This is a genomic window from Curtobacterium sp. RM9 (genome assembly GCF_054956955.1).
Genome location: NZ_CM143271.1, coordinates 827,301 through 847,447 on the forward strand (window position 1 = coordinate 827,301; position 20,147 = coordinate 847,447).

Genomic DNA, 20,147 nt, shown 5'->3' on the forward strand with positions numbered 1-20,147 from the left:
TCCCACCCGTCACGAGAGAGACGACGACGTCATGACCGACACCGCCACCCCGACGGGCGCGCCCGCCACGGACACCACGACCGCCTCCATCCGCATCGGCACCGCCCCCGACTCGTGGGGCGTCTGGTTCCCGGACGACCCGGGCCAGGTGCCGTGGCAGCGGTTCCTCGACGAGGCCGCCGCAGCCGGGTACGAGTGGATCGAGCTCGGGCCGTACGGCTACCTGCCGACCGACCCGAACCAGCTCTCCGACGAGCTCGAGTCCCGCGGGCTCAAGCTGTCCGCCGGCACGGTCTTCACGGGGTTCCACAAGGGCGACGACCAGTTCCAGCGCGCGTGGGACCAGGCCGTCGCGGTCGCGGGGCTCGCGGCGGCGCTCGGGGCGCAGCACCTCGTCACGATCCCCGACCTCTGGCGCTCGGATGCGACCGCGGAGGTCCTGGAGGCCCGCACGCTCACCGACGAACAGTGGGAGCGGCTGGGTGCGGGACACGACCGACTCGGCAAGGCGCTGCTCGAGGAGTTCGGCGTCCACCAGCAGTTCCACACCCACGCGGACAGCCACGTCGGCACCCACCGCGAGACCGTCCGGTTCCTCGAGGTCACCGACCCGCGGTACACGAACCTCTGCCTCGACACCGGCCACTTCGCCTACTACGGCGGCGACAACCTGCAGCTCATCGCCGCCCACCCGGAGCGCATCGGCTACCTGCACCTGAAGCAGGTGGACACCGAGCTGCTCCCCGACGTGCTGAAGAACGACGTGCCGTTCGCCACGGCCGTCGCCCAGGGGATCATGACCGAGCCCCCGCACGGCACCCCGGAACTCGCGCCCGTCATCGAGGCCGTCGCCCGGATCAACCCCGAGGTCTTCGGCATCGTCGAGCAGGACATGTACGGGTGCTCCGTCGACGCGCCGGGCCCGATCGCCGAGCGCACGTTCCACCACATCTTCGAGTCGACGTCGGCCGCCCGCGTTTCGTAGCCGCGACCCGACCACCACACAGAGGAAGACCGCCATGAGCAGCACTGACAACCTCCGCGTCGCCGTCGTCGGCGCCGGCATGATGGGCGCCGACCACGTGCGGCGCATCACCGCGAAGATCTCGAACGCCGACGTCGTCGCGGTCGTGGAACCGGACGACGCCCGTGCTGCCGCAGCCGCCGCGCTCGCCCCCGGCGCGATCACCGCTCGCTCCTTCGACGAGGCGCTCGCCGCCACCCCGATCGACGGCGTCATCATCGCGACCCCGGGCTTCCTGCACGAGCCGATCCTGGTGACGGCACTCGAGCGCGGGCTCGCCGTGCTGTGCGAGAAGCCGCTCACGACGAGCGCCGCGGACTCGCTCCGCATCGTCGAGCTCGAGCAGCAGCACGCCGAGCGGCCCGTCATCCAGGTCGGGTTCATGCGTCGGTTCGACAGCGGGTACCAGGAGCTCAGGGCCCTCCGCGAGTCCGGGGCCAACGGTGCGCTGCTCGCGCTGCACCACGCGCACCGCAACCCGACGACGCCGCCGAACTTCAGCGAGTCGATGCTCATCCACGACTCGGTCATCCACGAGATCGACATCATCCCGTTCCTCACCGGCGAGCCGATCACCCAGGTCGAGGTGAAGAAGCCCCGGAAAAACTCGCTCGCCCCGGCCGACCTGCCCGAGCCCCAGTTCGTGCTGTTCACCACTGAGTCGGGGACGATGGCGATCGTCGAGATCAACGTCAACGCCCAGTTCGGCTACCAGGTCACCACCGACGCCGTCTTCGAGTCCGGTGTGGCGTACATCGGCCGCGAGACCGCGCAGACCATCGTGTCCGCGGGCCGGTCGGCGCAGGGCGTCACCCCGTCCTTCAAGGAGCGCTTCGCCGCCGCGTACGACGAAGAGGTCCAGCGCTGGGTGGATGCGGCCCGGACCGGCGGGATCGACGGCCCGAGCGCCTGGGACGGCTACACCGCGTCCGTCGTCGCCGAGGTCGCGGTGCGAGCGCAGCAGTCGGGCGCGCTCGAGACGGTCGAGTACGCGGTCGGCAAGCCCGCCTTCTACGAGGTCGACACGGCCGCCGCCACCGGTGCCGCCGGTGCCGCCGCGCTCACCGGGGCCTGACGCATGCCGAAGATCGCCCTCGATCCCACCCCGTTCCACCACGACCTGTCGTTGCTCGAGTTCCCCCGGAAGGTCGCCGACCTCGGGTTCGAACACCTCCAGCTCACCCCGCACCGGGACTTCATCCCGTTCCACCGGCACCCCAAGGCCGACGACGACCTCGTCGACGCCTTCGCCGCCGCGTGCCGTGACGCCGGTGTCGGGATCGCGAGCGTCCTGCCGGTGCTCCGGTGGTCCGGGCCGGACCCCGAGGCGCGCGAAGCGGCGGTGACGAAGTGGAAGCGCGTCATCGAGATCACGAAGCGCCTCGGGGTCGACACGATCAACACCGAGTTCTCCGGCCGTCCCGAGCGTGCCGAGGAGTCCGAGGACTCCTTCTACCGCTCGATGGAGGAGCTCCTGCCGATCATCGAGGCCGCGGACCTCCGCGTCCTCATCGACCCGCACCCCGACGACTTCGTCGAGGACGGGCTCGAGGCGCTCCGCGTGATCCGCGGGCTCAACTCGAAGCACGTCGGGTTCGTCTACGTCGCGTGCCACACGTTCCACTACGGCGGGAACATGGACGAGATCATGGACGCCGCCGGCGACTCGCTGCAGCTCGTGCACGTCGCTGACGCGTTCGACCACACCCGGTCCCACGGCCTGCGCTACATCTCGAACCCGCCCGGCAACACCACCCGGGTGCACCAGCACCTGCCGGTCGGCCAGGCCGACGTCGACTTCGACGCGTTCTGGGCCGGGCTCGCCCGCATCGGGTTCACCGACCGCGACGACACCGTCGCCGTGTCCAGCGTGTTCGCCGAGGACGAGAACGCGGACGCCGTGTCGCGCTTCCAGCTCGACGCCATCACGAGAGGCCTCCGGCGGTGACCGTGCCTCGCGCCATCGGCGTCGGTCTCGTGTCGGTCGGGTGGATGGGACGACTGCACTCCCGCGCCTACCGAGCGCTCCCGGACCACTTCCCGGAGCTCGGCGTCACGCCGCGGCTCGTCGTCGCGGCCGATCCGGTGCCCGAGGCCCGCGCACAGGCCGTCGAGCGTCTCGGGTACGAGCGTGCCGTGGCGGACTGGCACGAGGTCCTCGCGGACCCCGAGGTCGAGGTCGTCTCGATCTGCTCCCCGAACTTCCTGCACCGCGAGATGGCCGTCGCAGCGGCCGAGGCGGGCAAGCCGTTCTGGATCGAGAAGCCGATGGGCCGGTACGCCAGCGACTCGCGGCAGATCCACGACGCCGTGCAGCGTTCCGGAGTGGTGACGGCGGTCGGCTTCAACTACCGGCACGCACCCGCGATCGAACGCGCCCGCGAACTCGTCCGGAGCGGTCGACTCGGCCGGGTCACGAACGTCCGGGGGAGTCTCCTCGCGGACTACTCCTCCGACCCCGCAGCTCCGCTCACGTGGCGCTTCGAACGGGAGCGGGCCGGCTCCGGCGTCCTCGGCGACCTGCTCTCGCACGGACTCGACCTCGCGCAGTACCTGGTCGGGCGGATCGCGAGCGTGAGCGCGCTCGCCGAGACGTTCATCACCGAACGCCCCCTGCCGGGCAGCGGGATCGTCGACCGGTCCGCCGCGACCACGGGGGCCACGAGGCCCGTCGAGAACGAGGACTACGCGGCCCTGCTGTTCCGCTTCGACGACGGAGCCGTCGGGACGATGGACTCCAGCCGGGTCATGCGCGGGCCACACGCCGAGTACACGCTCGAGGTGTACGGCACGCAGGGCTCGATCCGCTGGGACTTCCAGCGGATGAACGAGCTGCAGGTGTTCCTCGACGGGCAGGACGTCGCCGGGTACGTCACGCACCACGTGGCGCCCGGCGACGGCGACTTCGCGCGCTTCCAACCGGGTGCGGGCACGGCGATGGGCTACGACGACCTGAAGACCATCGAAGCCGCGCAGTTCGTCGCCGGCGTCCTCCGCGGAGAGCAGCTCGCACCGTCGGTCGCCGACGGCCTGGCGGCTGCATCGATCGTGGAGGCGGCGGAGGCGTCCCTCGCCGACGGGGCGTGGCACGACGTCGCGCGCGTCGACGGGCCGCTCACCTACCGGGCGGCGACGCCCGTGCTGTAGACCCGCCCTGAAGCGGACGGGAGGGGCGGGGCAAGCTGGCACCGCGCCTCCCGTCCGACATCGCGCACCCGTACACCTCGCCCACCGCACCAGATCTGGAGCATCCATGCCACTCGTCCGCATCGACCTCGCCACCGGCCGCACCCCCGAGGAGGTCCGTGCCGTCGCCGACGCCGTCCACACCGCCATCGTCGACGAGTACGGCATCCCGACGCGCGACCGGTTCCAGGTGATCACCGAGCATCCGGCGCAGCAGATCATCGCCGAGGACGCCGGGCTCGGGTTCGAGCGCACCGAGGGCGTCGTCGTCATCCAGGTGTTCACACAGCGCGGGCGCAGTGACGAGGCGAAGCAGTCGCTCTACCGGGCCGTCCATGACCGTCTCGCCGAGGTCGGCGTCGCGAGCGAGGACGTCTTCATCGGGTACGTCGAGAACGGCCCCCAGGACTGGTCGTTCGGGTTCGGGCGCGCCCAGTACCTCACCGGTGAGCTCAGCGTCCCGTCGGCCTGACCCGGGAACGCCCGCCGGTCACTTGTCGACGAGGGTGACCTCGAACGAGTAGCGGTCGGGGCGGTAGCAGTGCACGCCGTACTCCACCGCCCGGCCCGAAGCGTCGTACGCGGTGCGGCTCATGGTCAGCACGGGGTCGCCGTCCTCGATCTCGAGCAGCGAGGCCTCGTCGTCGGTCACCGCCCGGGCGCCGATGCGCTGCTTCGCGACGCGCATCGTGACTCCACGACTGCGCAACAGCTGGTACAGCCCGTGCGCCTGGAGGTCCTCGTCGGTGATGTCCGTGAGCTCCGGCGGGAGGTAGTTCTCGAGGATCGCCATCGGCACGTCCTCAGCGAACCGGAGCCGACGGATGTGCGCGACCGTCGTCCCCGGAGCGACGCCGAGCGCCTCGGCGACGAGGTCGTCCGCGGGCACGTCGTCACGCTGCAGGAGCTTCGTCGCCGGCGTCTGGGCACCCTGCGCGAGGTCGTCGTACAGGCTCGTCAGCTCGACCTTCCGCGTCACCGGTCCGTGCACCACCTGCGTGCCGATGCCGCGCCGTCGCACGAGCAGGCCCTTGTCGACGAGGTCCTGGATCGCTCGGCGGATCGTCGGGCGCGAGAGTCCGAGGCGCTCCCCGAGGGCGATCTCGTTCTCCAAGCGAGCGCCGGGCGGCATCGCGCCGGAGCGGATCGCCTCCTCGATGCGGGAAGCCACCTGGAAGTAGAGGGGCATCGGACCTGACCGGTCCAGGTCCATGAACAGGTCGGACGGCAGCTGGCCATCGTTGGTCATCGCGGTCCTTCGGGAAGACGGGGGGCGGCGGCGGCGCCTGATTGTCCTGACAATACCACCGCGGTACCGACGCCCCACGAGGACCACCGCGTCGCTCAGTGTCCGGCGACCGCCTCCAGCTGCGCGAGGCCCTTCTCGAAGTCGCCGCCGACGAGCTTCTCCATGTCGATGAAGACCCCGACGATCCGCGACGTCGTCGTCTGCGGGCTCGTCATCGTCCACGTGACGCGGGTGCCCTCGGCGGTCTCGTCGAGACGGAACGCGCTCGTGCTCGTCGACCGGAACGGCGCGGTGAACCGCAGCGCGATGTCGACCGCGTGGTCGGGGACATCCGGTGAGGGTGACCGTCGGAGTCCTCGCGGTGCACGCCCGAGTCGACGTCGATCACCGCACCTCGTCCGGCGCGGATCGGCCGGTCAGTCGGCGAAGATCATCGGACGGTTCGACAGCCGCGGCTGCCCCGCCGTGCGCGGCTTCTCGTCCCGCGGCCGCACCGGCGCGATGTGCACCCGGGTCGCCGCGCCGAGGGCCTCGACCGTGTCCGCGCGGTGCTGCCCCGCGGCGTGCACGACGATGGCCGCGCAGGCCTCGGCGTCGGCAGCCGCGTCGTGGTGCTGGAAGCCCTCGAAGCCCGCCGCCCGGGCAGCCATCGGCAAGCGGTACGAGTCGAGCGTGTACGTCTTGCGTGCCACCTGGAGGGAGCACAGCGAGTGGTGCTCCGCCAGCGCGGTCCCCGTCGCCGAGCAGCCGCCCGCGATCACGCCCATGTCGAAGCGGGCGTTGTGGGCAACCAGCACGTCACCGTCGGCGAACGCCACGATGTCGCGGTACTGCTCCGCCCAGCCCTTCGCCCCGACGACGTCCGAGGCGACGATGCCGTGGATGCGGGTGTTCCACTCGAGGAAGGCGTCGTGCCCGAGCGGCGGCTGGATGAACCAGGACGCCCGTTCGACGACCCGGCCGGCCCGGACCTTCACGAGCCCCACGGAGCAGGCGCTGGCGGGCGAGCTGTTCGCGGTCTCGAAGTCGATCGCGGTGAAGTTCAACGGCACGGGCACGATGGTGCCACGCGGCGCCGACATCACCGGCCGTTGGCCTCGGCGTTGCGGCACCGTGCCGGTAGCGTGCCGACGTGACCGACCACGCCGCTCGACCTCTCGTCCTCGTCCTGCCGGGAGCCGGCTACGGCCAGCAGGCGCCGCTGCTCTGGTGGGCGCGGTCGATCGCCGGACAGCACGGCTGCGAGGTCGTCGCCCCGACCTGGGTCGTCGACGCCGCCGCGGGCGCCGACCCGATCGGGTTCGTCGGACGCGCCGTCGGGGAAGCGCTCGACGGGCGTCTGCCGGACCTCGTCGTCGCGAAGTCCTTCGGCTGCGCCGTCCTGCCGTGGGCCGTGCGGCAGGGGATCGACGGCGTCTGGCTGACGCCGGTCCTCACCGAGCCCGCCGTGGCCGCGGCGCTCGCCGCCGCCGGCGCGGGGTCGGTCGCGGTCGGCGGCTCCGCCGACCCGCTCTGGCAGCCGTGTGCGGTCGGGACGGGCGCGGCCGAGCTGCGCACGGTGGTCGGAGCCGACCACGCGCTCGAGGTGCCCGGGGACTGGCGGGGGTCCCAGCGCCTCCAGTCCGACGTCCTCGATCTGGTGGACCGGCGGATCGCGCGCCTGGTGTCCTGACGCGCCGGGACGTACAGTCAGCGCATGGGGGAGCCGAAGGACATGGACGAGCTGTTGACGGGCGCCGAGCGCGTCGACGCCGAGTCGCGCACCGCGCGTCGCGCGGTCGGTCTCGGCACCGCGCTCCTCGCGAGCGCCGTCACCGTGGCCGTCATCGTGTCCGGGACGGCCTACGGCCTCTGGGTGGGGTTCTGGAAGATCCTGCTGTCCGGCTGGCAGCACTGACCGACCCGGACTGGAGGCGCGGGTCGGCTCCGGCGCGTCGCCGCCGGTAGGCTGTGCTCCCGTGGCTCTCACCATCGGAATCGTCGGTCTCCCGAACGTCGGCAAGTCGACCCTGTTCAACGCCCTGACCAAGAACCAGGTGCTCGCGGCGAACTACCCGTTCGCGACGATCGAGCCCAACGTCGGCGTGGTGAACCTGCCCGACCCGCGGCTCGACCAGCTCGCGACGCTCTTCGGCTCCGAGAAGACCGTGCCCGCACCGGTGTCGTTCGTCGACATCGCCGGCATCGTCAAGGGTGCCAGCGAGGGCGAGGGCCTCGGCAACAAGTTCCTCGCGAACATCCGTGAGGCCGACGCCATCGCGCAGGTCGTCCGCGGCTTCACCGACGACGACGTCGTGCACGTCGCGAACAAGGTCTCGCCGAAGGACGACCTCGAGGTCATCAACACCGAGCTGATCCTCGCCGACCTCGAGACCATCGAGAAGGCGCTGCCGCGGTACGAGAAGATGCTGAAGCTCAAGCAGGCCGAGCCGATCGTGCTCGCGACCGCGCAGGAGGCCAAGGCGGCGCTCGAGGCCGGCACCCTGCTCTCCGCCACCTCCATCGACCTCGCACCGATCGCCGAGCTCGGGCTGCTCAGCGCCAAGCCGTTCATCTTCGTCTTCAACGTGGACGAGGCGATCCTGACCGACGAGTCCCGCAAGGCCGAGCTGTCCGCGCTCGTCGCCCCCGCGCAGGCCGTGTTCCTCGACGCCCAGGTGGAGTCCGAGCTCATCGAACTCGACCCCGAGGACGCCGCAGAGCTGCTCGAGTCCACCGGCCAGACCGAGTCCGGTCTCGACCAGCTCGCGCGGATCGGCTTCGACACCCTCGGGCTGCAGACCTACCTCACCGCCGGGCCCAAGGAAGCGCGGGCGTGGACGATCGGCAAGGGGTGGAAGGCTCCCCAGGCGGCCGGCGTGATCCACACCGACTTCGAGAAGGGCTTCATCAAGGCCGAGGTCATCTCGTTCGAGGACCTGATGGAGACGGGGTCGATCGCTGAGGCCCGTGCACACGGCAAGGCCCGGATCGAGGGCAAGGACTACGTCATGCAGGACGGCGACGTGGTGGAGTTCCGCTTCAACAACTAGATCGTCGGATCTGCCAGTCGGGTCATGGCCCGCTGAAAGGCGAGCACTGGGAAGTCGAGGCGTTCCTCCACGAGGGGCGTGTGGACTACTACGACACAGCGTCAGGCATCTCGAAGTGAGGAGCGGCATGTTCTTTGGGCGAGTGGAGCGCTTCGAGGCTGACGACTCAGGAGCGGAGGTTCAATCCGGCGAGTTGGTCGACGGGTGGTTGGCGATACGAGTCCGCTCGGCGGCGCTGGAGACCGTCGGCCGACACGGGGTGCAGGCGCCCGTGATCGCGGGTGAGGACTTCACGGTCACAGATCCGGCAGGAGTCGTACTCCGGTCATCGCTGGTACAAGCCTCGACCGGGCCACTGCTCGGAGTGGTGGACATCGCATTCCCTCTGGATGGATCGTTCACGAGCGAAGGGCCACTCACGCTGCGTTCCAGCAGCTTCAGTGCACGGTTCCGGCTGTCTCAGTAGCGCCCCGACCACCGGCCGGAGGTACGGAGCACCGGATCCTCCGGTCTCGGACGATTCGGTCCTCGCTCAGTGATCGACCTGATCGCACCGCTCGACGACGTCGTGCAGCGCCGAGGCGCGCAGACGTGGCGCTCGTGACGCCGGCGGCGCTACCGTGAGCGCGAGCCACCAGGAGGACCGCATGCCCCACACCGTCGACTTCGTCACCGTCTCCACCGAAGGCCTCGAGACCTCCCCGGTCGCCGACGCCCTCGCCGGCCTCCGCGCGAACGAGGCCCGGTACTTCAAGAACAAGTACGACCACACCTTCACCACGTCACCGGCCGCCGAGGCGCCGGAGCTCGTCGAGTACGTCGCCCGGGTCCTCCGCGAGGAGCGCGACATCGTGATCGCGTCCCCGGTGCTCGAAGCGACGGAGTTCGAGGTCGAGGGGGTCCGTTGGACGTACGCGTTCTACGAGTCCGGCCTGTCGATCAACGTCCTGTACACGCTGGAGCCCGGCGGGAAGCGCGCCGTCGGCTTCAAGCTCTCGGACGGCATGGAGGTCCCCGAGGAGTTGTCGGCGTTCAAGTTCGCTCGGCAGCGGTCGAAGCTCGCGGGCACGATCCGCGGGTCGTACTTCGTCGTCAAGGGCGAGTACTGAGCCCGAGGCGTCGCACCCCCTGGCCGCCGAACGCACACCCTGTACTCCGTTCCCGGCCGCCCGACCTACCGTCTGCCCCATCAGACGAACGCACCACGGGGAGGGCAGCACGATGAAGTACATCCACTACGACGGCACCGAGATCTTGACGGGGGACCTCATCGCCGACGCCGTGATGGACTACGCGGCGGTCCTCGGCGCCAACGCCCGCACGGACACGGTGTCGATCCCGTCCGTCGCCGAGGACGGCTCGGTCACCAGGACCGTCGTGCTGGTCGGCCCGGCGAGCGAGCTCACGGTCACGACGGCTCCGGACGACGAACTCGAACCGGAGGACGGTTCGTTCATCCGCAACCTCCGCGACGCAGCCGGACGCGCCGGTCCGGGCCGCCCGCTCGACTCGGACGGTGGCCAGCGCTTCCGCGGTGCGGACGACGGTGACGAGGCGCAGGGCCACGACGCGACCTGAACCTGCGGAACGACGGACGGGAGGCGCGGTGCCAGCTGGCACCGCGCCTCCCGTCCGTCTGTGGGTCGCCTAGGCGGCCAGTGCGAGCTCCGCAGCGCGCACGGAGCGCGCGAGCAGGATGGTCCGGCTGGCCTCGCCGCGCCAGGAGCGACCCGGCACGGTCCAGCCGGCTTCACCGTCGACGGCGACGCGGGCGCCACGGGTGAGGAACACGTCGAGGTCGTCCGCGTCGAGGCGGACGAGGTACTCGCGGGCGGACCGGTCGTCGCGGAGGGTGAACTCGGCGATGCGGTCGGGGGAGACGGTCGGCGCCGCGAGGGCGGTGCCGGTGATGGTGATGTGGTCGTTGCTGGTCATGGTGGTGCTGGTACTTCCTGGTCGTTCGGCGCCCTGGTTCCCGGCGGCGGCGGACATCCTGGTCCGGCACGACGCATCGGGTGCGGGCGCGCACGTCGAGCCTCGACGTGCAGCTCGTCCGGTCGGATCGAGCGGGGTCTCGCTGGAATGCGGCCCGGGTGGGACGGCGTCGAGACGGTGTGGTGTGCGCGAGTCAGATGGGTTCGCTGCAGTGCACCAAAGAAACAGTATACGTGGCTCCTGCACAGAAGTCCAGCTTCAGTCGGTGAGGAACGCTTCCCACCGCTCGCCGCCGGCACGGACGTTGCCCGAGGCGTCGAGCCGTGCCGCGGGGGAGTGCTGCTTCCGACCCGCCTGCGCGTGGATCGAGGTGTCGAACGCGGACGAGAAGCCGCGTCGGGGGAGTGCGGCCGTCACGGCGCGCAGGTCGTCGTGCTGCCACCGCTCGAACCCGATGCCGGAGACGTCGAGCGAGGTGGCGACCTCGAGCAGGTGTCCCTCCACATCGAGGGCGGGGTCGACGGTCGTCCACATGTGCCGCTCGATCACCTCGCCGACCCGTCGGGCTCGGGCAGGATCCCAACCGGCACCGAGCGCGAACACCGAGCCGACGGCGCCGCCGGCCTCCTCGAACGGCACGGCGTGTGCATCGAAGGAAGGGACCACACCGAGGTCATGCAGCATCGCAGCGACGAACAACAGCTCACGGTCGGCGTCGAACCCGTCCCGCTCCGCGAGCAGCGACGCCCACGCCCACGACCGCAAGCAGTGGTTCGCCAGCGCCGGCGTCGACCAGGCGCGCACGACGTCGAGCGCCCGCGCGGCCACCGGGGTCGGCGGGGCGAGCAGCGTGTCGACGTCGAGTGCCATGTCCCGACGCTAGCGGACGCCGGACAGGAGGCACGGTGCGGACCCGCCGCGCGCCTCCCGTCCGCCCGTGGCTCAGTTCAGGGTCGGGGTGTCCTCCGGCACGACGCCCCCGCCGTACAGGTCGGTCGCCAGGTCACGCAGCGCGCGCAGCGCGACGCGCTGCGTCAGGGGCCCGTACGAGATCCGGGCGACGCCGAGGGCCTCGTAGTCGGCAGCCGGCAGGGCGCCCGGCAGACCGATCACGGACAGCTTCCCGCGGCCGAGCCCGTCGACGAGTCGCTCCACCACGTCACGCTGGATCGCGCCGGGCACGAACACGAGCGACGCACCGTTGTCGAGGAACGCCTTGCCGCGGGCGATCGCGTCCTCGATGCTCTCGTCGATGGGCCGGTCGCCACCGCGGGCGATGGCGTCGGTGCGGGCGTTGAGCTGGAAGTCGATGCCCTCGGCCTGTGCGGCGGCGGTGATGGCGGCGACACGGGCGACGGCCTCGTCGAAGGGCCGCAGCCGGTCCTCGACGTTGGCGCCGACGATGCCCGCGCCGATCGCTCGACGGATCGTCTCGGCGGGGTCCTCGTACCCGTCGTCGAGGTCCGCGGTGACCGGCAGGTCGGTCGCGGCCACGACCGTCGCGGCGCCGGCGAGCGCGAGGTCGAGCGGCATCCCGCCGTCCTCGTACCCGTGGCTCGCGGCGATCGAGTGTCCGGCGGTGGCGATCGCCTTCGTCTCCGGCAGGTCGCTGACGACCTTCGCGGTGATCGCGTCCCAGACGTTCACGACCCGGAGGATCTCGGGGGCTTCGTGCAGCTGCTTGAGGGTGGTCGCCTTGTCGGCGGTGCTCGTGCTCATGCTGCCGAATGTACGGGCGCCTCGCCGTCGACGCTCAGCGGACGAGCGGAAGACGACGCGCGATGACGGCCGGACTCGCGCCGTGCCTCGATCCCGGTGCATCCTGGGACGCATGGCGCACGACGAGGAGGACCCGGTCGGCACGCTCCGCGGGGTCCGCACGAGCATCAAGTGGACGCGGTACGCGCCCGACGTGCTGCCCTTGTTCGTCGCCGAGATGGACCACGATGTCGCGCCGGCGATCCGGCAGGCGCTCATCGAGCGGGTGCAGCAGTCCGACCTCGGCTACCTCGACGGACCCGGTCCGCTCGCGCCGGCGTTCGCGCAGTTCGCCCGCACCCGCTGGGGGTGGGAACTCGACCCGGCACGGGTACACCTCGCGACCGACGTCAGCGTCGGGATCGTCGAGTCGCTGCGGCTCGCGCTGCCGGACGGTGGTCGCGTGGCGATCACACCGCCGGTGTACCCGCCGTTCTTCGAGCTCGTGGAAGAGGCCCGATGTCAGGTCGAGGAGGTCCCGCTCCTCGAGCAGTGGGGCGTCTACCGGCTCGACCTCGCCGGCCTCGAACGGGCGTTCGCCGACGGGGTCGGGGTCTTCCTGCTCTGCAACCCGCACAACCCGATCGGTCTGGTGCACGACCGCGACGACCTCGTGGCGCTCGCCGAGCTGGCCGCCCGCTACGACGTCCTCGTGATCAGCGACGAGATCCACGCCCCGCTCACCCATCCCGGCGTCCGCTTCACCCCGTTCGCGATGATCGCGGAGCCGCTCGGTGCGCGCAGCGTCTGCGTGACGAGTGCGAGCAAGGGGTGGAACCTCGCGGGCGTGAAGTGCTCGGTGATCGTCGCCGGCGATCCCCGCACCGCAGCGCTGCTCGACACACTGTGGGAGGAGGTGGCCTGCCGGACGAGCATCCTCGGGTTGCACGCGAACCTCGCGGCGTTCACCCTCGCCACGGACTGGCTCGACGACGTCGTCGCGCGGATCGTGGCGAACGAACGGCTGCTCGGATCCCTGCTCGCCGAGCACCTGCCCGGGGTCGTGTACACGCGGCCGCGAGCCGGGTACCTGGCGTGGCTGGACTTCCGCGGGATCGGTCTCGGCGACGACCCGGCCGTGCCGCTGCGCGAGAACGCCTACGTCGCGCTCAACTCCGGGCTCGGCTTCGGGTCGCAGGGGCGGGGGTTCGCGCGCCTCAACCTCGCGTGCTCGCCCGACACGCTGCGTGAGGCCGTCGCGCGGATCGCTGCGGCGTACCCGTCGAGTGCGCAGGAGGGGCTCGTCTGGCACGTCGCCTGAGCGGCGGCCCTGCAGGCGACCGACGCACGGGAGGCGCGGGTCACCTCCGTGACGTCGGCACCCCTTGCGCGTGCTCGCGTCAGTCGGTGCTGACGTCGACGTACTGGTTCCGGCCGACGACGCGGATCTGCAGCTCGTCGGTGCGGTCCATCGCGAGGATCTCGCGGGCGACGAAGCCGACCGACGGCCAGCGGGTCACCTCCGTCACCAGGAACCCGTCGATGAACACCTGCCACGCGCCGTGCTCGCGGACGGCCTGGACCTCGTACGTCGCCATGCGCCGAGCGTAGCGGTGCGCCGTCAGTCGAGGTCGAGCGCCATGTGCACGTCGGCGCGGGCGTACGGGCTGGGCGCGACCTCGTCGTGCCCGAGGTGGCGGAAGCCGAACGCCTCGTAGAGGTGCACCGCGCTCGCGAGCTGCGCGTTGCTCTCCAGCACCACGCGGTGGGCGCCGAGGTCCCGGGCGCGCTCCAGAGCGACGGCGATGAGCTTCCGCCCGGTGCCGTGCCCCTGCCGCGCGGGGGAGACCGCCATCTTGACGAGCTCGAACACGCCGGGGGAGACCGGTGCGATGCCGACGCATCCGATGACCTCGTCCCCGAGTCGGGCGACGAAGACGGCGCCGCCGGGTTCGACGATCTGGCCGAGTGGATCGCGGAGGAGCTTGCGGTCCTCGTCCTCGAGTGTGAAGAAGCTGCCGATCCAGGCTTCGTTGAGGGTGCGGAAGGCGGCGGCATCGGCGGGCGAGGCGAGGTCGGCGATGACGAGTCCGTCGGTGGTGGTGTCGGGCATGCCTCCATCGTGCGATGTCGCTCCGTGCGCGTCCAATACTCCTTCGCTCCGATCGATACGCTGCGTGCATGGATCGCGAACCCGAGGTCGACCTCCGGCAACTCCGTGCGTTCCTCGCGGTGGCCGACGAACTGCACTTCGGACGCGCGGCGGAGCGGCTGCGGATGGCGCAGCCCGCGCTCTCCCAGCAGATCCGCCGCACCGAGCGCGCGCTCGGGGTCGACCTCTTCGAGCGCACGTCGCGGAGCGTCTCCCTGACCGCGGCCGGGCAGGTCCTGCGCGGACGGGCGGCCTCGCTCCTGACGCAGGCCCGACGGGACCTCGACGAGACCGTCCGGGTGGGCCGGGGCGAAGCGGGGCGCCTCGACGTCGGGTTCGTGGTGTCGGCGTTGCCGCTCGGGCCGATCGAGCGCGTCCAGGCGTTCCGCGAGCGGTACCCCCTGGTGCGCGTCGAACTCACCGAGGGGTACTCGTCGACCCTGCTCGCCCGGATCGTCCGCGGCGAGCTCGACCTCGCCGTGGTGCGCGACCCCGACCCGGACCCCGCCGTCCGGCTGCTGCCGTTCCGGAGCGAGCGCTTCGTCGCCGCGGTCCCGCGCGGCCACCGGCTCGCGGGCCGGTCTGCCATCCGAGGTCCGGAGCTCGTCGACGACCCGTTCGTGTTCTTCCCGCCAGCGGCGGGGGCCGTCGCGACCGAGCGGAACCTCGCGCCCGTCACCGCGGAGGGTCGGCGACCCCGCGTGGTGCAGGAGGCCACGACGTGGGCCACGGTCCTGCACCTCGTCGGCGCGGGTCTCGGCGTCACGGTGACGCCCGAGAGCGCTGCGCTCGCCGCGCCGGACACCGTCGTGCTCCTGCCGCTCGAGGGGCCGGGGGCAGAGCACCGGAGCGAACTGTGCTGGGCGGTGCGCGCGGACGACGAGCGCGAGATCCTGCGGAACTTCATCGCCGCCACCGGCTGACCCGGCCGCCGAGGACGCACGATCCCGCACCGGTTGGGCGACCCGCCGAGGACGCACGGGTCGCCGCCGTCGGACGCGAGGCACCGGAGCCGGCGGCCCTGCTGCCAGATCCGCCGCCGGCCCCACGGTCACCCCACGCAGGACGACGACGCCCCGAGGGAGAGGCCGTCCGCGGTGCCCCGGATGCTCGCCGTCGCGACATCGGCAGGGCCCGGCGAGGTCGCGGTGAAGAAGTCCTGTCCCATCGCCCGCCCGCTCGTCCGGAAGCCCGCCGTCTCCCACTGCCGGACGACGGCGTCGAACGGTCCCTGCGCGTCGTCGTACCGCGTGAACACCGGCGCGACCGTGAGCGCGACCGCACGGGTGCCGGTCTGCGCGCCGCCGTCGGTACCGTCGGGGCTGCACGGTTCGACGCTCGTCGTCACCTCGGACGCGACGCCCGTCGCCCGAGCCGCGGCCTCGAGGAAGGCCCGCACCGACGCGGTCTGCTCCGGCACCGGTACCGCGGTCCAGCTCGGCGACGGCACACCCCCGGCCCCGCCACCCGCACCGCCGCCCGAGTCGCCACCGGCCGTGCCGCCCGCCCCGTCGCCGCCCGTGCCGCCGTCACCCGACCCGCCCGTGCCCGGCGGGATGCCGTCGTCCGGCGCCGCCGCCCCGAGCGGGAGCCCGAGGTGACCGTCCTGCTCGTCCCCGAACGAACCGTCCGGGGCGTGCTGCCACAGCACGAACCGCGTCCGCGGTGCGAGGTGCGCGTCCGCGGCCTCGTCCGCGGTCCCCGCGAGCACCGACGCGACCGCCGCCGGATCGTCGACCTCGGCGCTGAGCGTCGAGCGGTCGGTCCATCCTCGCCCAGGAGTCGCGGCGGCGGCGTACGTCGGCGCGAGGCTCGTCGACGGCTCGTCGAGCACGCCGGAGTCGAGGACACCCAGGAGCGCCGGACCGGGGCGGGTCGCGTCGACGGCGATGCCGCCGTGCCCGTTCGAGACCGTCACCGTGCTCGTGCCGAGGGACGGCCGGACCGCCGCGACCGCCTGCGACCACGTCGTGTCGCTCCGCACCACCACGAAGTCCTGCCGACTGCTGAGTTCGACCGACCGGACGACGTCCACCCGCCGCAGTCGGTCGGCCACGGCGACGACGGCCGGGTCCGCGGGATCGACCCGCACGGACGCGAGGCCTGCTGCGCGCGGGACGTCGAGCGTCAGGTCGAGGTCGGCACCGCGCACGCCCGCCGCCGCCCGTTCCCGAACCGGACCGGCCAGGTCGAGGCCCGCGGTGTCGCCCCGCACCACGACCTCCGCGATCCAGTCGTCCGGGTGGTCCTTCGCGTCGACCTGCCGGAGCCTCCCGGTCACCCCGGCCACGTGCGGCAGCCGTTCCAGCGCCGACGTCAACGCGTCTATCGACGCGGCGGAGTCCTCCGGGGGCGGGGTGTCGAGGATGCAGCCCGTCAGGGACAGCAGGGCGGCGACCGCCAGGGCCACCGTGCCGGTCGCCCGTCGGAGCGGGTTCGTGCTGCGCATCCGGCAACCGTAGGGACCGCGGGGACCGTTCCACGCACCGTCACGTCACGATGGGTCGGACGGCCCAGTGCTCAGGTGCGACCGAGCGGCAGCACCGGGGCGCGCTGGTCGCCGAGCTCGTCCTCCGACCACGGACGGGTACCGCGCAGCGTCAGACCGAGCTGGACGAGGACGAACGCCACGTGCGGCTCGACGTCCGGATCCCACGGCCCCTCGACGCCGAGGCCCAGCGCGCCGAGCTCGTCGTCGGCCTCGTCACGGATGCTGAGCCGCCACCGGCCGTCCCCGAGTTCCTCGACGACTGCCCACCGTGCGGTGTCGAAGCGGCTCACGCGGTCTTCGAGACGTCCTCGGTGAAGTTCCGTACCCGGCCGTACAGCGCCTCGCCGCGCATCGCGATCGTCGCCGGCGGGTTCAGGTGCGGCGGCGCCGTGCGGATGAGCATCGAGCAGCCGAGGTCCTCGCAGATGTACGAGCCGATGGTGTTGCCGTTGCGGCCCGACTCACCGGCACGGGCAGCCGAGAACAGACGCACCTGCGTGGCCGGCTGCGGGGAGTGGCAGAACGAGCACATCGCGGCGATGCCGGGTCGCAGCGAACCGCCCGCCGACCGGACGACGATGCCGACCGGCCGGTCGTCGATCCACGACACGATGTACCCGCGGCGAGCGGCCTGCGGGTCGCGCCAGCCGAGGAACTCGCGTTGGTCCCAGAGCATCTCGTGAAGACCCGGGATCGGGAGCTGCTCGAGTTCCTCGGGGGTGGCGTTGACGAACGACGAACGGATGTCAGCTTCGGTCAGTGGCTTCACGGTCCCGCCACCCTAGCCCTCCAGCCTGGAGGCGCGGATCGCCCCGAGCGCGCCCGTCTCGTCCGCCACCAGGACGGCCCGCCGCAGCGCGTCGCGCCCGACACGTCGGGCCGCGGCGTCGTCCGCCGCGAACTCGACGAGGACGCGCGTCGAGCGCGCCATGGCGCGCGCACCGGGCACCCACGGGACCGCACGTTCGATCGATTCCGCGACCGCGACCGCGACCGCGTGGTGCTGGGTCAGGTGCGCTCGCTCGTGGGCGACCACGGCCTCCAGTTCGTCGACCCGGAGGCGGTCTGCCAGCCCGGTGCTGACGAGGACCCCGCCGGACCGGCCGGGGACGGCGCAGGCGAGCGCGTGGTCGGCTTCGACGAGGGCGACGGGCGTGCCGTCGATCTCGCGGTGCGGTGCCGTCCCGCTCCGCATCGCTTCGCGCACGGCCTCGTGTCCGGGGCCGGGGCGGACCCGCACGGCGACGACGAAGGCGACCACCGCGAGCACGGCGACGCCGAGGTTGAGCCCGCGCCCGGGGGACTCGCCGAGGCGGAACGGATCGGCGGCCGAACGGTCGGCGAGGACCACGAACGCGATCCCGGCGACGAACCCGACGACCCCGAGGACGACCGACGCGCTCCACGCGACGAGCGCGGTGCGCGGCAGGTCGATGGTCCACGCCGAGCGGGTCAGGACGCGCGGAGCGAGGACGACGACCGCGAGGGCGAGTGCGATGAGGGCGACTCCGGCGACGACCACGGCAGCGGGGTCCTCAGGAGCGTGCTCGGGCGTCGAGGGCACGGCGGAGGACGTCGAGGTCGTCCGAGGCCAGGGACCCGGTGAACTGCAGCAACGCCGCCTCGCGGTCGGTCGCGGCGGCGAGGGCGTCCGACATGAGGGAGGCGGTCTGCTCCTCGCGGCTGTGCGTGGCTCGGAAGGTCAGCGGGGCGTCGTCGTGCTGCTCCCGCTCCACGCTGCCCTTGCGGCCGAGTCGGTCGAGGACGGTGAGCACGGTCGTGAGTGCCGGGCGCGGCTCGGGGAAGGCGTCGAGGACCTGCCGGGCGGTGCGACCCGCGCCGGCCGACCAGAGGACGTCGAGCACGGCCTGTTCGAGCTGCCCGCGGGGGCGCGATCGCTGTCCTGGCACCCGAGGATCCTACGAGACGTCGGACCTGGTCGCACGACACATGCCCGTAACGCGGTCTCGGTATGCTCGTCGCGGACAACTGAACACCGGCCGCTCATCCGTCGCGGGAGACGTCGTGCACAGCCTCCGGGCACGCGCGGCACCGAAGGAGCAATCCCCCCGCCAATCTCTCAGGTCCCACACCGCAGCGGACAGGCCACTCTGAAAAGCAGACGTCGTGCCCCCACCGGGCCGGCACGCTCGTCTCGCCCACGGTGAAAGCCGCCGGACCTCACGGGCCGCGGTGAAACTCTCAGGCACATGACAGAGGGGGAGTTCCGCCCGACGACGGTCGTCGGGCCCTGCCGATGCCAGGAGAACTCCGTCATGCGTTCGTCCCCCCTCGAGTCCGCGCACGAAGCCGCCGGCGCGACCTCCACCGACTTCGCCGGGTACCGCATGCCCGTGCGCTACTCGTCCGACCTCGCCGAGCACCACGCCGTCCGTCGTGCCGCCGGCGTCTTCGACCTCTCCCACATGGCCGAGGTCGGGGTGACCGGACCGGACGCGGTCGCGTTCCTCGACCACGCGCTCGCCGGGTCCTTCGGGGCGATGCCCGTCGGCCGGGCGAAGTACTCGCTCCTGCTGGCCGAGGACGGCGGGATCCTCGACGACCTCGTCGTCTACCGGACGGAGGAGGACGTGTTCCTCGTCGTCGCGAACGCCGCCAACCGGCAGGTGGCGGTCGACGCCCTGACCGCCCGCGCCGACGGCTTCGACGTGGTCGTGTCGGACGACTCGGACACCACCGCCCTCGTCGCGATCCAGGGGCCGGCGGCCGCCGGAACGCTCGACGCGCTCGTCGTGGCCGACCGTCTGCAGCCGGAGAGCCCGCTCGACGAACTCCGCTACTACCGAGTCCTGCACGCGCTGTTCGACGGCGCCGAGGTGCTGGTCGCCCGCACCGGCTACACCGGTGAGGACGGCTTCGAGGTCTACAGCGACCCGTCGGTCGCGACCGCGATCTGGGACGCACTGCTCGAGACCGGGGCCGAGCGGGGCGTCGTGCCCGCCGGACTCGCCGCGCGCGACACCCTGCGGCTCGAGGCCGGCATGCCGCTCTACGGCCACGAGCTCGGCACCGACGTGCGCCCCGCGCAGGCCGGACTCGGCCGGGTCGTCGCGACCTCCGGGTCGTTCGTCGGTGACGCCGGCGTGCAGCCCGCGGAGGACGCGCGGGTGCTCGTCGGGCTCGTCACCGAGGGGCGCCGCGCTCCCCGCGCCGGGTACGACGTGGTGCACGAGGGGCGGGTCGTCGGCACGATCACCTCGGGCGCGCTCTCCCCGACGCTCGGCCACCCCGTCGCGATGGCCTTCGTCGACCCCGCCCTCGCCGCCGAGGGACAGGTCCTCCACATCGACGTGCGCGGCACCGAGATCCCCAGCATCGTCACCCCGTTCCCCTTCTACCGTCGCACTCCGAGAGGCTGA

The 20,147-nt window shown here is 72.1% G+C and carries 25 protein-coding genes and 2 riboswitches; of the genes, 13 read left to right on the forward strand and 12 right to left on the reverse strand.

Annotation, left to right across the window (positions count from 1 at the left end; all coding sequences use genetic code 11):
- Positions 1-31 precede the first annotated feature (31 nt).
- The 5 genes from ACY3FI_RS03975 (at position 32) to ACY3FI_RS03995 (ending at position 4,682) form a co-directional block, all read left to right on the forward strand.
- Complete coding sequence (locus tag ACY3FI_RS03975; RefSeq protein ID WP_462549454.1) at positions 32-985, forward strand: sugar phosphate isomerase/epimerase family protein; 954 nt, start codon at positions 32-34, stop codon at positions 983-985.
- A gap of 34 nt (positions 986-1,019) precedes the next feature.
- Positions 1,020-2,099 (forward strand): Gfo/Idh/MocA family protein, encoded by a 1,080-nt coding sequence (locus ACY3FI_RS03980; protein WP_462549455.1) that lies wholly within the window; start codon positions 1,020-1,022, stop codon positions 2,097-2,099.
- Positions 2,100-2,102: 3 nt separating this feature from the next.
- Positions 2,103-2,972 (forward strand): sugar phosphate isomerase/epimerase family protein, encoded by an 870-nt coding sequence (locus ACY3FI_RS03985; RefSeq protein ID WP_462549456.1) that lies wholly within the window; start codon positions 2,103-2,105, stop codon positions 2,970-2,972.
- A 2-nt stretch (positions 2,973-2,974) separates the two neighbouring features.
- Positions 2,975-4,171, forward strand: coding sequence for a Gfo/Idh/MocA family protein (locus ACY3FI_RS03990; RefSeq protein ID WP_462550400.1), 1,197 nt, complete (start codon positions 2,975-2,977; stop codon positions 4,169-4,171).
- A gap of 106 nt (positions 4,172-4,277) precedes the next feature.
- Entirely contained in the window at positions 4,278-4,682 is a 405-nt protein-coding gene (locus tag ACY3FI_RS03995) for a tautomerase family protein (RefSeq protein WP_462549457.1), read from the forward strand.
- Positions 4,683-4,700: 18 nt separating this feature from the next.
- Here the strand turns inward: ACY3FI_RS03995 and ACY3FI_RS04000 are convergent, their stop codons facing one another.
- Together ACY3FI_RS04000 and ACY3FI_RS04005 are read right to left on the reverse strand one after the other, a co-directional pair.
- Positions 4,701-5,459, reverse strand: a complete 759-nt coding sequence (locus tag ACY3FI_RS04000; RefSeq protein WP_462549458.1) for a GntR family transcriptional regulator — start codon at positions 5,457-5,459, stop codon at positions 4,701-4,703.
- 416 nt (positions 5,460-5,875) lie between these two features.
- Entirely contained in the window at positions 5,876-6,511 is a 636-nt protein-coding gene (locus ACY3FI_RS04005) for an exonuclease domain-containing protein (protein ID WP_462549459.1), read from the reverse strand.
- 80 nt (positions 6,512-6,591) lie between these two features.
- Between ACY3FI_RS04005 and ACY3FI_RS04010 the strand changes: the two genes are divergently transcribed.
- The 5 genes from ACY3FI_RS04010 to ACY3FI_RS04030 all read left to right on the forward strand — a co-directional run bounded on the left by ACY3FI_RS04010 (position 6,592) and on the right by ACY3FI_RS04030 (position 10,069).
- Positions 6,592-7,131 carry a hypothetical protein gene (locus ACY3FI_RS04010; RefSeq protein WP_462549460.1) on the forward strand — a complete coding sequence of 180 codons (540 nt, stop codon included), beginning with the start codon at positions 6,592-6,594 and terminating at the stop codon, positions 7,129-7,131.
- A gap of 24 nt (positions 7,132-7,155) precedes the next feature.
- Complete coding sequence (locus tag ACY3FI_RS04015) at positions 7,156-7,356, forward strand: hypothetical protein (RefSeq protein WP_462549461.1); 201 nt, start codon at positions 7,156-7,158, stop codon at positions 7,354-7,356.
- A 61-nt stretch (positions 7,357-7,417) separates the two neighbouring features.
- Positions 7,418-8,491: a redox-regulated ATPase YchF gene (ychF, locus tag ACY3FI_RS04020; protein ID WP_462549462.1), complete on the forward strand. Its 1,074-nt coding sequence runs from the start codon at positions 7,418-7,420 to the stop codon at positions 8,489-8,491.
- A gap of 647 nt (positions 8,492-9,138) precedes the next feature.
- Positions 9,139-9,600, forward strand: a complete 462-nt coding sequence (locus ACY3FI_RS04025; protein WP_462549463.1) for a DUF8821 family protein — start codon at positions 9,139-9,141, stop codon at positions 9,598-9,600.
- 112 nt (positions 9,601-9,712) lie between these two features.
- A complete protein-coding gene (locus ACY3FI_RS04030) occupies positions 9,713-10,069 on the forward strand; it encodes a hypothetical protein (RefSeq protein WP_462549464.1) in 357 nt (118 codons plus the stop codon).
- A 69-nt stretch (positions 10,070-10,138) separates the two neighbouring features.
- Here ACY3FI_RS04030 and ACY3FI_RS04035 read toward each other — a convergent pair whose 3' ends face one another.
- The 3 genes from ACY3FI_RS04035 to ACY3FI_RS04045 all read right to left on the reverse strand — a co-directional run bounded on the left by ACY3FI_RS04035 (position 10,139) and on the right by ACY3FI_RS04045 (position 12,145).
- Positions 10,139-10,426 carry a hypothetical protein gene (locus tag ACY3FI_RS04035; protein ID WP_462549465.1) on the reverse strand — a complete coding sequence of 96 codons (288 nt, stop codon included), beginning with the start codon at positions 10,424-10,426 and terminating at the stop codon, positions 10,139-10,141.
- Between the two features lie 258 nt (positions 10,427-10,684).
- The gene (locus ACY3FI_RS04040) at positions 10,685-11,296 is read right to left on the reverse strand and encodes an HD domain-containing protein (RefSeq protein WP_462549466.1); all 612 of its coding nucleotides are present in this window, start codon (positions 11,294-11,296) and stop codon (positions 10,685-10,687) included.
- A 72-nt stretch (positions 11,297-11,368) separates the two neighbouring features.
- A complete protein-coding gene (locus ACY3FI_RS04045; protein ID WP_462549467.1) occupies positions 11,369-12,145 on the reverse strand; it encodes an isocitrate lyase/PEP mutase family protein in 777 nt (258 codons plus the stop codon).
- A gap of 112 nt (positions 12,146-12,257) precedes the next feature.
- On the opposite strand from ACY3FI_RS04045, the gene ACY3FI_RS04050 reads away from it, so the two are divergent.
- Positions 12,258-13,445: a MalY/PatB family protein gene (locus tag ACY3FI_RS04050; protein WP_462549468.1), complete on the forward strand. Its 1,188-nt coding sequence runs from the start codon at positions 12,258-12,260 to the stop codon at positions 13,443-13,445.
- Positions 13,446-13,524: 79 nt separating this feature from the next.
- Here ACY3FI_RS04050 and ACY3FI_RS04055 read toward each other — a convergent pair whose 3' ends face one another.
- Both ACY3FI_RS04055 and ACY3FI_RS04060 read right to left on the reverse strand, forming a co-directional pair.
- A complete protein-coding gene (locus ACY3FI_RS04055) occupies positions 13,525-13,722 on the reverse strand; it encodes a hypothetical protein (protein WP_462549469.1) in 198 nt (65 codons plus the stop codon).
- A 23-nt stretch (positions 13,723-13,745) separates the two neighbouring features.
- On the reverse strand, positions 13,746-14,237 hold the full coding sequence (locus ACY3FI_RS04060) for a GNAT family N-acetyltransferase (RefSeq protein ID WP_462549470.1): 492 nt from the start codon (positions 14,235-14,237) through the stop codon (positions 13,746-13,748).
- A gap of 68 nt (positions 14,238-14,305) precedes the next feature.
- On the opposite strand from ACY3FI_RS04060, the gene ACY3FI_RS04065 reads away from it, so the two are divergent.
- Complete coding sequence (locus ACY3FI_RS04065; protein WP_462549471.1) at positions 14,306-15,199, forward strand: LysR substrate-binding domain-containing protein; 894 nt, start codon at positions 14,306-14,308, stop codon at positions 15,197-15,199.
- Positions 15,200-15,327: 128 nt separating this feature from the next.
- Here the strand turns inward: ACY3FI_RS04065 and ACY3FI_RS04070 are convergent, their stop codons facing one another.
- From ACY3FI_RS04070 to ACY3FI_RS04090, 5 genes are all read right to left on the reverse strand, one after another.
- Positions 15,328-16,725 carry a hypothetical protein gene (locus ACY3FI_RS04070; protein ID WP_462549472.1) on the reverse strand — a complete coding sequence of 466 codons (1,398 nt, stop codon included), beginning with the start codon at positions 16,723-16,725 and terminating at the stop codon, positions 15,328-15,330.
- A gap of 71 nt (positions 16,726-16,796) precedes the next feature.
- Positions 16,797-17,057, reverse strand: coding sequence for a hypothetical protein (locus ACY3FI_RS04075; protein WP_462549473.1), 261 nt, complete (start codon positions 17,055-17,057; stop codon positions 16,797-16,799).
- Positions 17,054-17,536 (reverse strand): FBP domain-containing protein, encoded by a 483-nt coding sequence (locus tag ACY3FI_RS04080; RefSeq protein WP_462549474.1) that lies wholly within the window; start codon positions 17,534-17,536, stop codon positions 17,054-17,056. Before ACY3FI_RS04080 ends, ACY3FI_RS04075 begins: the two co-directional genes overlap by 4 nt.
- 12 nt (positions 17,537-17,548) lie before the next feature.
- Positions 17,549-18,331: a M56 family metallopeptidase gene (locus ACY3FI_RS04085; protein WP_462549475.1), complete on the reverse strand. Its 783-nt coding sequence runs from the start codon at positions 18,329-18,331 to the stop codon at positions 17,549-17,551.
- A complete protein-coding gene (locus ACY3FI_RS04090) occupies positions 18,303-18,677 on the reverse strand; it encodes a BlaI/MecI/CopY family transcriptional regulator (RefSeq protein ID WP_462549476.1) in 375 nt (124 codons plus the stop codon). Before ACY3FI_RS04090 ends, ACY3FI_RS04085 begins: the two co-directional genes overlap by 29 nt.
- Before the next feature lie 94 nt (positions 18,678-18,771).
- Positions 18,772-18,872: riboswitch (glycine riboswitch) on the forward strand.
- Positions 18,873-18,994: riboswitch (glycine riboswitch) on the forward strand.
- Between the two features lie 49 nt (positions 18,995-19,043).
- Between ACY3FI_RS04090 and gcvT the strand changes: the two genes are divergently transcribed.
- Positions 19,044-20,147 (forward strand): glycine cleavage system aminomethyltransferase GcvT, encoded by a 1,104-nt coding sequence (gene gcvT / locus ACY3FI_RS04095; RefSeq protein ID WP_462549477.1) that lies wholly within the window; start codon positions 19,044-19,046, stop codon positions 20,145-20,147.